11 protein-coding genes are annotated in these 10,943 nt (G+C 62.8%); 10 read left to right on the forward strand and 1 reads right to left on the reverse strand.

Going from position 1 to position 10,943, the window contains the following annotated elements; all coding sequences use genetic code 11:
- From RIF85_RS12150 to nrdR, 10 genes are all read left to right on the forward strand, one after another.
- A partial coding sequence (locus RIF85_RS12150; RefSeq protein ID WP_309072163.1) for a YggS family pyridoxal phosphate-dependent enzyme occupies positions 1–606 on the forward strand: 606 nt, incomplete at its 5' end.
- Between the two features lie 87 nt (positions 607–693).
- Entirely contained in the window at positions 694–1,206 is a 513-nt protein-coding gene (locus RIF85_RS12155) for a cell division protein SepF (RefSeq protein WP_309072164.1), read from the forward strand.
- Positions 1,207–1,263: 57 nt separating this feature from the next.
- Complete coding sequence (locus RIF85_RS12160; protein ID WP_309072165.1) at positions 1,264–1,557, forward strand: YggT family protein; 294 nt, start codon at positions 1,264–1,266, stop codon at positions 1,555–1,557.
- Positions 1,558–1,710: 153 nt separating this feature from the next.
- Positions 1,711–2,367 carry a DivIVA domain-containing protein gene (locus tag RIF85_RS12165; protein WP_309072166.1) on the forward strand — a complete coding sequence of 219 codons (657 nt, stop codon included), beginning with the start codon at positions 1,711–1,713 and terminating at the stop codon, positions 2,365–2,367.
- 115 nt (positions 2,368–2,482) lie between these two features.
- Positions 2,483–3,085 (forward strand): signal peptidase II, encoded by a 603-nt coding sequence (lspA, locus tag RIF85_RS12170; RefSeq protein WP_309072167.1) that lies wholly within the window; start codon positions 2,483–2,485, stop codon positions 3,083–3,085.
- Positions 3,069–4,004, forward strand: a complete 936-nt coding sequence (locus RIF85_RS12175; protein WP_309072168.1) for an RluA family pseudouridine synthase — start codon at positions 3,069–3,071, stop codon at positions 4,002–4,004. The genes lspA and RIF85_RS12175 overlap by 17 nt, the downstream gene beginning before the upstream one ends.
- Positions 4,005–4,062: 58 nt before the next feature.
- A complete protein-coding gene (gene dnaE / locus RIF85_RS12180; RefSeq protein ID WP_309072169.1) occupies positions 4,063–7,599 on the forward strand; it encodes a DNA polymerase III subunit alpha in 3,537 nt (1,178 codons plus the stop codon).
- A gap of 31 nt (positions 7,600–7,630) precedes the next feature.
- Positions 7,631–8,143, forward strand: a complete 513-nt coding sequence (locus RIF85_RS12185; protein WP_309072170.1) for a hypothetical protein — start codon at positions 7,631–7,633, stop codon at positions 8,141–8,143.
- Positions 8,144–8,201: 58 nt separating this feature from the next.
- On the forward strand, positions 8,202–9,554 hold the full coding sequence (hisD, locus tag RIF85_RS12190) for a histidinol dehydrogenase (protein ID WP_309072171.1): 1,353 nt from the start codon (positions 8,202–8,204) through the stop codon (positions 9,552–9,554).
- Between the two features lie 171 nt (positions 9,555–9,725).
- Entirely contained in the window at positions 9,726–10,226 is a 501-nt protein-coding gene (gene nrdR / locus RIF85_RS12195; protein ID WP_309072172.1) for a transcriptional regulator NrdR, read from the forward strand.
- A 183-nt stretch (positions 10,227–10,409) separates the two neighbouring features.
- On the opposite strand, the gene RIF85_RS12200 is transcribed toward nrdR, so the two are convergent.
- Positions 10,410–10,943, reverse strand: a 534-nt coding sequence (locus RIF85_RS12200) for an ROK family protein (RefSeq protein ID WP_309072173.1), incomplete at its 5' end; no start/stop codon positions are given.

Below are 10,943 nucleotides of genomic sequence, written 5' to 3' on the forward strand. Positions count from 1 at the left end.
GTCGTGCTGCTGTCCGAGCTTGGAGTCCTGGACGTCGGCGAGAACCGGGACCAGGAGGCAGCCGCTAAAGCGCTAGCAGTCGCTGACCCGCGGCTGCACTGGCACTTCATTGGCCAGCTGCAGACAAACAAGGCCCGATCCGTGGTCAACTATGCGCACTCGGTACACTCCGTCGATCGCCTTTCGCTGGTTGACGCACTTGAGAAGGCGATGGTCCGGCGGGCTGAACTCTTGGACCCGTCACCGCAGCATGCTTCGGGTGTCCCACCTTCTCTGCTGGACTGCTATGTGCAGGTGAACCTGTCCGGGGATGATGCCGGGCGTGGGGGAGCCCCCCCTTCTGCCGTGCTCGATGTCGCCGCACGGATTGACGACGCCGTTCATTTGAGGCTGGCAGGCGTCATGGCGGTCGCGCCGCTTGGGGTAGACGCACGCCGCGCCTTCAGCCGGCTGGCCGGGATCTCAGCGGACGTCGTCGCGCGCTATCCCCAGGCGACGGGCATCTCGGCCGGTATGAGCGGGGACCTTGAACAGGCGATCGAGGCAGGTGCGACACACCTGCGAGTCGGCTCAGATGTCCTCGGTGCTCGCCCTCCCTTGGGGTAGCGTCAAAGCTGTAACCGCGGGCGTCAAGGGGGCGTCCTGGACCATCATGCCTGATGGATGCATGACAAAGGAATGACAGGAGCTACCATGGCTGGCGCACTGCGCAAGACAATGATCTACCTTGGGCTCGCCGACGGTGACGAGCACTATGAACCCGAGCCCAAGACATCTCACAGGAATGAGGACTACTCCGTGGACTACGACCGTGACGAGCGCCATGTGGAGGCTGCGCCGGTGACCAAAGCGGCTCCCGAGGAGTACCGCGCCCCGGTTACTCCCATCAAGCGTGCACAGTCCGCCCGTGAGGATTCCTCATCGCTCCGCCAGATCACCACGGTGCACCCGCGCTCGTACAACGACGCGAAGATCATCGGTGAGAGCTTCCGTGACGGCATTCCCGTCATCATGAACGTCACCGACATGGGCGAGGCTGACGCCAAGCGCCTCGTTGACTTCTCCGCCGGTCTTGTCTTTGGACTCCATGGCTCGATCGAGCGTGTCACCAACAAGGTTTTCCTGTTGTCACCCTCCTACATTGAGGTCCTAGGCGAAGACCAGAAGGCCAGTGACGGCCAGGCGAGTTTCTTCAATCAAAGCTGACGGGGTTTACTGGTATTCATAACTATTCCGTTCATGCCAGAGGACTGTGACTGACACGTGAGCTTGGTCTTCGCCCTGCTTTACCTGGTGCTGATGCTGTTCCAGCTCGCGCTTATCATCCGTATCGTGTACGACGCCGTTCAGATGTTCGCACGCAGCTGGCGCCCCCGCCGGCTCGCGCTGGTTCTCGCCTCGATGGTGTATGCGGTTACAGACCCGCCTATCCGCCTCTTCCGCCGGCTCATTCCTCCACTGCGGTTGGGCGGCGTGTCGTTGGATCTGGCTTTCATCGTGGTGTTTCTGGGAGCGACTATTCTCAAAGCCGTTGCAGGTTCGCTTGCACTGGCTTAATCCGGTTCGTTTTCGAGACCTAAAAGATATACGCTGACTCACATATTGGTGTGAAGCAGGAGGATCAACCTCCACAAGCACGTCCACAATTCAGTACCGTTGTCAGGTCTGCTCGACAGGCGGCTTCGACTAAATCCACTATGAGGTGACCAGATGGCCCTGACGCCAGAAGATGTTGTCAACAAGCGGTTCCAGCCCACCAAGTTCCGCGAGGGCTACGACCAGGACGAGGTAGACGACTTCCTCGATGAGATCGTCGTCGAACTGCGCCGGTTGAACCAGGAGAACGACGACCTTCGCCGCCAGCTTTCGGAAGTGTCCACGGGCACGTCGCAGAACGCTGCGGTCCCTGCTCCCGTGGCCGCCAGCACCAAGACCGAAGAGGTCCGCGAGGAGGAAAAGCCCGAGGAGCCCAAGGTCGAAGCGCCGAAGGTAGAAGAGCGTCCCGCTCCTCAGCCCGTCGCCGCTGCCGCCCCGGTTCAGCACGGCAACACCGCGGAGTCCGCAGCCGGTGTCCTCGCAATGGCACAGAAGCTTCATGACGAATACGTCAACGCCGGCGTTGAGCAGCGCGACAAGATCATCGCCGAAGCCCAGATCGAGGCCAGCGGCCTGGTCAACGATGCTCAGGACAAGAGCCGTAAGATTCTCGGCGCCCTCGAGCAGCAGAAGGCTGTGCTGGAGCGCAAGGTCGAGCAGCTTCGCAGCTTCGAGCGGGATTACCGTTCCCGCCTCAAGGCATACATCGAAGGCCAGCTTCGCGACCTCGACTCCCGCGGTTCCGTTGCATCGGAAACCGCTGACGTCTAAGTCACCGCACGCTTCAGAGGCCAGTTGCCGGTTTATCCGGCGACTGGCCTCTGACGTACTCTGGATGTGAGCCCGCGTCCATCGCCGCCCCCCGGCGCGTACAACTGAAAGCACCATGACCGAGCATCCCCAAGCCTCAGGCCACGAATCAGGCCGTACGCACCGCAAGCACGGCAAAAGGATCGGAGCACGCTACGCGCTGCTGTTGATTGCCTTCGCGCTTGTCGCTTACATCATCGATCAGCTGACCAAGATGTGGGTCGTGTCCACCATGGTTGAAGGGCAGGTTACCGAAGTTCTGCCACCTGTCCTGAGCTGGCACTTCATACGCAACTCCGGCGCGGCATTCTCGATCGGAACGGGAATCACCTGGGTCTTCACGATCATCCAGGCCCTGGTCTCCATCGCCATCATCACGCAGATTCGCAAGGTCGCTTCGAAAGGCTGGGCTGTAGCGCTCGGCCTGGTTCTCGGAGGTGCGCTCGGCAACCTCACGGACCGCCTGTTCCGCGAACCGGCTTTCGGGCAGGGACATGTCGTTGATTTCATTGCTTTGCCGAACTTCGCCATCTTCAATATCGCCGATACCGCCGTCGTGAGCGGTGTGATCCTCATCTGCCTGCTCACACTTCGGGGCATCGGGCTGGACGGTCGGCGCAGCAACGAAGAACACAAAGAGGTAAGCGATGCCGAGGTCGTCGATGACGAGCGCCCCTAGCACCTACGACGTCCCCGAGTCTTCGGCCGGGCAGCGGTTGGACGCAGTCGTCGCCGGCCTGACGGGGGCCTCACGGTCCACCGCTGCGGCGTGGTGCACGAGTGGTTACGTCACGATGGACGGTGCCCCCGTCCAGAAGTCTGCCCGCGCCGTGGCTGGAAGCCGCATCACCGTCGTCGTGCCTGACGAACCGGACCCACTGCAGATAGTGGCCGAGCCCGTTGAGGGAATGGACATCCTGCTTGATGACGAAGATTTCGTGGTCATCGACAAGCCGGTAGGTGTCGCTGCCCATCCCTCGCCCGGATGGGTCGGACCAACCGTCGTCGGAGCCCTCGCGGGTGCCGGTTACCGGATCTCCACCTCCGGGGCGCCCGAGCGGGTAGGGATTGTTCACCGGCTTGACGTCGGAACCTCAGGCGCAATGGTCGTCGCCAAGAGCGAGCACGCCTACACCGTTCTGAAGCAGGCTTTCCGCGACCGCACTGTCGACAAGCAGTATCACGCCCTCGTCCAGGGCCTGCCGGACCCGCTCGAGGGAACGATCGACGCGCCCATCGGGCGCCATCCGGCACACGACTGGAAGTTCGCCGTGATGGAAGACGGCCGTCCGTCGATCACCCACTACTCGGTGGAAGAAGCCTTTGGAAAGGCGAGCCTGGTCAAAGTTCGCCTCGAAACTGGGCGTACGCACCAGATTCGCGTCCACTTCTCGGCACTTCGGCACCCGTGTGCCGGTGATCTCACCTACGGTGCCGATCCGCGGCTGGCGGCGGAGCTGGGACTCACGCGCCAGTGGCTGCACGCGAGCATGCTGTCCTTCGAGCATCCCCGGAGTGGTGAGCGGGTGGTTGTCGAAAGCGCATTCCCGATGGACCTGCAGTATGCTCTTGACGCCCTCGGCAACGGGACTGTTTGAGATCCGACACCCCCAGCGCAGAGCCGCCCCGATGTTCGGCGCTCGGTAGAATGAGCTGGTGGTTTCTTCAGCTCCGTCCTCCTCCTTCGTCCACCTTCACAACCACACCGAGTATTCGATGCTCGATGGCGCCGCCCGTCTGAACGATCTGTTCAGCCACACCACCGAACTCGGCATGAACGCGCTTGCCACTACGGACCATGGCTTCGTATTCGGTGCATTCGACTTCTGGAACAAGGCACGGAACGCCGGCGTCAAGCCGATCGTCGGCGTCGAGGCATATCTCACGCCGGGAACCGCCCGAGCTGACAAGACCCGCGTCCAGTGGGGCGGCGGCGGGCGCGACGACGTCTCCGGCGCCGGCGCGTATACGCACATGACCCTCTGGTCGGAGACCACGGAGGGGATGCACAACCTCTTCCGCATGTCGTCTCTGGCTTCGCTTGAGGGATACCTCTACAAGCCGCGCATGGACCGGGACCTGCTGCAGACCTACGGCAAGGGGCTGATCGCCACCACCGGCTGCCCCTCCGGGGAGGTGCAGACGAAGCTTCGGCTGGGTCTCTACCGCGAGGCTGTGCAGGCAGCATCAGACTTCCGCGACATCTTCGGCCCGGACAACTTCTTCTGTGAGTTGATGGACCACGGGCTAGATATCGAGCGGAACGTCCAGGCGGACCTCATCAAGCTGGCCCGTGAACTGGGCCTTCCCCTCGTGGCCACCAACGACCTGCACTACACCCACGCAGAAGACGCGAAGGCCCACGCAGCGCTGCTCTGCGTGCAGTCGGGCTCCACCATGGCGGACCCGAAGCGGTTCAAGTTCGACGCCGACGAGTTCTACCTCAAGTCGCCGGCCGAGATGCGCGCAATATTCCGCGACTATCCGGAGGCCTGCGACAACACGCTGCTCATCGCGGAGCGGTGCGACGTCGAGTTCAACACCAGCGCCAACTACATGCCTCGCTTCCCGGTCCCGGAAGGGGAAAACGAGCAGTCCTGGTTCGTCAAGGAAGTGGAGAAGGGGCTTCACTATCGTTACCCCGAGGGCATCCCCGATGACGTCCGCAAGCAGGCGGACTATGAGGTCGGCGTCATCTCCCAGATGGGTTTCCCCGGCTACTTCCTCGTGGTCGCCGACTTCATCAACTGGGCCAAGAACAACGGCATTCGGGTGGGCCCCGGCCGTGGGTCCGGTGCGGGTTCGATGGCGGCGTACGCGATGCGGATCACCGACCTTGACCCGTTGCGTCACGGCCTGATCTTCGAACGCTTCCTCAACCCGGACCGCGTGTCGATGCCTGACTTCGACGTCGACTTCGATGATCGACGCCGGGCGGAAGTGATCCGGTACGTCACCGAGAAGTACGGCGACGAACGCGTGGCAATGATTGTGACCTACGGAACGATCAAGGCCAAGCAGGCACTGAAGGATTCCTCGCGCGTCATGGGCTACCCGTTCTCCATGGGGGAGCGGCTCACCAAAGCAATGCCGCCGGACGTCATGGGTAAGGGCATCGCACTGGCGGACGTTCACAACAAGGACGCCAAGCGCTACTCCGAAGCAGAGGAACTCCGCGAACTGCTGAAGGCCGATGCAGACGCGCAGAAGGTCTTCGAGACCGCGTTGGGCCTTGAGGGCCTGAAGCGGCAGTGGGGCGTGCACGCGGCCGGCGTCATTATGTCCTCCGAACCGCTGATCGACATCATCCCGATCATGCGCCGTGACCAGGACGGCCAGATCATCACGCAGTTCGACTATCCGACCTGTGAGGGCCTCGGCCTGATCAAGATGGACTTCCTCGGTCTGCGAAACCTGACGATCATGACCGACGCGCTGGAGAACATCAAGCTCAACCGGGACTTCGAGCTCGATCTTGAAACCCTCCCGCTCGAGGACAAGGAGTCCTACGAGCTCCTTGCCCGCGGCGATACGTTGGGCGTCTTCCAGCTCGACGGCGGTCCCATGCGCTCCCTCCTGAAACTGATGCGCCCGGACAACTTCGAAGACATCTCTGCTGTCATCGCGCTCTACCGCCCTGGACCCATGGGTGCCAACTCGCACACCAATTACGCACTCCGAAAGACCGGCGTTCAGGAAATCACTCCTATTCACCCGGAGCTGGAGGAGTCTCTTGCGGAGATTCTGAATACCACCTATGGCCTGATCGTGTATCAGGAGCAGGTGATGGCCATCGCCCAGAAGGTCGCCGGATACTCGCTGGGCCAGGCGGACATCCTCCGACGCGCCATGGGCAAGAAGAAGAAGGAAGAGCTGGACAAGCAGTTCGCCGGCTTCTCCCAGGGCATGAAGGACAACGGCTATTCCGACGCCGCCGTCAAGACCCTGTGGGACATCCTCCTGCCGTTCTCGGACTACGCATTCAACAAGGCGCACTCCGCTGCGTACGGTGTGGTCGCATACTGGACCGCGTACCTGAAGGCCCACTACCCCTCCGAGTACATGGCCGCGCTGCTCACCAGCGTGGGCGACGACAAGGACAAGCTCGCGCTGTACCTCAATGAGTGCCGGCGCATGGGCATCACGGTGCTGCCACCCGACGTCAACGAATCCAGCGTGAACTTCACGCCGGTCGGTACGGACATCCGCTTCGGCATGGGAGCCATCCGTAACGTGGGCGCCAATGTGGTGGGGGCCATGGTTGGTGCCCGTGAAGAGAAGGGCGCGTTCGATTCCTTCGCCGACTTCCTGCAGAAGGTTCCCGCAGTGGTCTGCAACAAGCGAACCATCGAATCACTGATCAAGGCCGGTGCCTTCGACTCGCTGGGCCACCCTCGCCGCGCGTTGGCGATGATCCACGAGGAAGCGGTGGATTCCGTCGTCGTACTCAAACGGAACGAGGCTGCCAACCAGTTCGACCTCTTCAGCGCCTTCGACGACCCCGACGCCGGCACCGGCTTGTCGGTCGAGGTTCCGGACCTTCCGGAGTGGGCCAAGAAGGACAAGCTCGCGTTCGAGCGGGACATGCTTGGTCTTTATGTTTCCGATCACCCGCTGAAGGGTCTGGACGCGTTGCTGAGCCAGCATGCGGACTCTGCGATCACCTCAATCATCGGTGAGGACGGCCCGGCCGACGGCGCCATGGTCACCATCGCCGGCATGATCACCTCCCTGCAGCGCCGGATCGCAAAGAACAGCGGGAACGCCTATGCCCGTGCGGAGATTGAGGACCTCGGCGGGTCCATGGAGGTCATGTTCTTCGGCCAGGTGTATGGGCCCATAGCGTCGGTCCTCGAGGAGGACCTCATCGTGGTGGTGCGCGGGCGTCTCCAGCGTCGCGATGACGGCACCGTCACCCTCAACGCGCAGGAACTTTCCGTTCCGGACCTGACGGAGGGACATTCCGGCCCCGTGGTCATCTCGATGCTTCATCACCGCGCCACCGAGCCGGTGATCCACGAACTCGGCTCGGTTCTCAGGCAGCACCGCGGTAACTCCGAAGTGCGCCTTCACGTGCGCAAGGAGCGGCAGCTCTCTGTTCTCTCCCTGCCGGTCGATCTGCGCGTGAACCCGACTCCCGCGCTTTTCGGTGACCTCAAGGTTCTGCTCGGACCGACGTGTCTTGATGCATAAGACGCCCCGGCGCGCCGGTTAGGGTAATCAGATGCACGAATCAGCCGCCGAGCGCGGTACCTATCCACCGCCGGTTTATGCCGGTCCTGCCGCGTCGACGCCGGTACCGCCGTCGTCGTTGCTCTGGTGGGCTGCCGCCATGGCTTTGCTCGGCCCGGTGCTCGGCGTCCTGTGGTGGTTTGCCTCGCCCGGCGGCGGCCTCTATGGCGACCGTTCGGAGGCCGAGACCTGGCTGAACCGCGACCTTGTGCTCGGCGGTCTGGAACTGGTGGCCGGCATTGTTGTCGGCTGGTTGCTCACCAACAGGCTGGATCGACCGGGTGCGTGGCAGCGGGTGGTCACGGCTGTCGCGGGAAGCATGCTTGGTTCGGTCCTGGCGGTAGCGGTCGGCCAGGGACTCGGGGTCTTGTTTTCCGGTGGTGAATCCGAATTTCCCTTCGTCCTGCGCTCCCTGGGGGTTGCCGCGATCTGGCCGGCAGCCACCGCGCTGGTTGTCTTTCTGGCGTCATTGCTGGGTCTGCTGCTCATGAAGCCGAAACAGTAAGTGCGGCACCGGGGTCTACTGCGCGGACAGTGGGACCGCCGCCGGTAGAATTGCGGCTGTGACTGCCCAGACCGCCCCTGTTTCCTTTGACGCCTTCCGCACGATCGACCTGCGCGGAACGCATCTCTCCGCGGCCGAGCTGAGGGCGGCAATGCCCCGCAGCACCACGGCGTCGTTCGACTCGGTCGCGTCGCGCGTCGAGGACATCATCACCAGTGTGCGGACGCATGGCTTCGATGCGCTTTCGGAATTGGCGCAGCGCTTCGACGGCGTTGACCAGTTGCATCCGCGGGTGCCTGCCGAAGCCCTCACTGAAGCCCTTCGATCACTCGCCCCTGATGTGCGCGCTGCCCTGGAAGAATCAATTGACCGCGCCCGAACCTTCGCCCAGGCGCAGAAGCCCCAGGACGTCGTCGTCGACATTCGCCCCGGGGCGGCGCTCACCCAGCGCTGGGTTCCGGTGGACCGTGTGGGGCTCTACGTCCCCGGCGGACTCGCGGTCCTCGCCTCGTCCGTCGTCATGAACGTGGTGCCCGCGCAGGCGGCCGGTGTGCAGTCCATCGCGCTGGCATCACCGCCGCACAAGGACTTCGGGGGGATGCCGCACCCGGTGATCCTGGCGGCCGCTGAGCTGCTCGGCATCCACGAGGTGTACGGCATCGGGGGTGCGCAGGCCATCGCGGCGTTTGCGTACGGGGTGCCCGGGGACGGCAGCAGGGCTGCGATCGAGCCCGTGGATGTCGTCACCGGTCCGGGTAACATCTACGTCGCCACAGCCAAGCGCCTGGTCAAGGGCGTCGTGGGGATCGACGCTGAAGCGGGAACCACGGAGATCGCTGTACTGGCGGACGACACGGCACAGCCGCGACTCGTCGCCGCTGATCTCATCAGCCAGGCGGAGCACGACCCGAATGCTGCATCGGTGCTCATCACCCCCTCCGTGGGGCTTGCTGACGCCGTTCGCACCGAACTTTCGGTGCAGGTTCAGGCCACGCGGCACCGCGAGCGGGTGGAAACGGCGCTGGCAGGGCCGCAGTCCGGAACAATACTTGTTGACGACGTCGAACACGGCATTGCTGTGTGCGATGCCTACGCTGCGGAGCACCTTGAGATCCAGACCGCTCAGGCGCCGGCAGTTGCTGCCCGGATCCGGAACGCGGGTGCAGTGTTCGTGGGGGACTACAGCCCCGTGAGCCTGGGTGACTATTGCGCCGGCTCCAACCACGTCCTTCCAACGGCGGGCACCGCAGCGTTTGCATCGGGATTGAGCGTGTTTACGTTCCTCCGCGCGATGCAGGTGATCGACTACAGTGCTGATGCGCTGCGGGAGGTAAGCGAGCACGTCATCCAGTTGGCACAGGCTGAAGATCTGCCGGGCCACGGCGATGCCGTGAGAGTGCGTTTCCCCTAGCGTGTTGGGCATGGGCCGTCGCCGCCTGACACGGCCAAACCACCACATGTAGTAATAACACTGTTGTAGTTTTACTACATCTAGTCCTAGAATGGATGTCACGGAGGCACTGCGTCCTAGGCGCAGTTCCGTGGCAATGCTGTAGATGCGACGCTGAAACGGAGGGGTGGCATGTACTGTCCGTTCTGCCGCAGTTCCGATTCCCGTGTAGTGGACAGTCGGCTCGCAGATGACGGGTCGGCAATTCGCCGTCGCCGGCAATGTCCGCAGTGTGGCAAGCGCTTCACCACGGTCGAGACCACCAGCCTTTCCGTCATCAAGCGTTCGGGAGTGGCCGAACCGTTCAGTCGCAGCAAAGTGATCAGCGGCGTACGCAAGGCGTGTCAAGGCCGTCCTGTCACAGACGATGACCTCGCGCTTCTCGCTCAGGAGGTCGAAGAGTCAATCCGCGCAAGCGGCGTCGCTGAGATCGATGCCCACGAGATTGGCCTCGCAATTCTCGGTCCTCTACAGAAGCTGGACCAGGTAGCCTACCTTCGCTTCGCGAGCGTTTATCAGGGCTTCGAATCGCTCGAGGATTTCGAGAAAGCAATCGAGAAACTCCGGGTCGAAGCTGCGGCCACCAAAATGAAAGTTCCCGCGGGCACCCAGCGGCCGCTCACGGCCACCTAATCTCCGGTGGTGGCTGCGGAGGGGAAGCCGACGCCACCACCGGCACCAAACGTCAGGTCCGGATTTCCGGAACCTGGCTCGTTATTCATCGTCCGCCTCTTAACGGCGTAGCCGTCACGGGAACAGCGCTGCGCTATGGCTGCGCCAATGCGTCGGCTGCTCCCGTGGCGGCCGCCACCGGCGTCATCTCGCCTCGACTGGCTCGCTTTTGAAGTGGAGTGCCGCCTGCAGGGCTGCACCTACGATTCCGGCGTGGTTGCGTAGTTCCGCAGGGATGATCGGCGTCCGCAGCGACAGGTTGGGAAGAAAATCCTTGCTTCGCTTTGAGATGCCGCCGCCGACAATGAAAAGTTCAGGCGAGAAAAGGAACTCGACGTGGGAGAAGTAGCGCTGCAGCTTGACTGAGTATTCGTCCCAACTCAGCCCAAGGCGTTCGCGGGCTACGGCTGAGGCCTGGGTTTCAGCGTCGTGCCCGTCAATTTCGAGGTGCCCCAGCTCGGCATTCGGTACGAGCTTTCCGTCAAAAATGAAGGCTGACCCGATGCCGGTGCCGAGAGTCACCACGAGGACCGTTCCTGATACGCCCTTGCCCGCTCCGTATTGCACCTCTGCTAGACCGGCGGCATCAGCGTCGTTGATGACATGGACGTCCCGGCCCAGCACTTTGGTGAAAAGTGCGTCTACGTCGGTGTCGATCCAGCTCTCATCGACGTTTGC

It is taken from the genome of Arthrobacter sp., assembly GCF_031179385.1.
Lineage (GTDB): Bacteria > Actinomycetota > Actinomycetes > Actinomycetales > Micrococcaceae > Arthrobacter_D.

Bases quoted from the DNA above. Each gene is read 5' to 3' on its own strand.
- RIF85_RS12155 (WP_309072164.1), top strand. From the start codon at position 694: ATGGCTGGCGCACTGCGCAAGACAATGATCTACCTTGGGCTCGCCGAC.
- RIF85_RS12165 (WP_309072166.1), top strand. From the start codon at position 1,711: ATGGCCCTGACGCCAGAAGATGTTGTCAACAAGCGGTTCCAGCCCACC.
- lspA (WP_309072167.1), top strand. From the start codon at position 2,483: ATGACCGAGCATCCCCAAGCCTCAGGCCACGAATCAGGCCGTACGCAC.
- RIF85_RS12175 (WP_309072168.1), top strand. From the start codon at position 3,069: ATGACGAGCGCCCCTAGCACCTACGACGTCCCCGAGTCTTCGGCCGGG.
- RIF85_RS12185 (WP_309072170.1), top strand. From the start codon at position 7,631: ATGCACGAATCAGCCGCCGAGCGCGGTACCTATCCACCGCCGGTTTAT.
- nrdR (WP_309072172.1), top strand. From the start codon at position 9,726: ATGTACTGTCCGTTCTGCCGCAGTTCCGATTCCCGTGTAGTGGACAGT.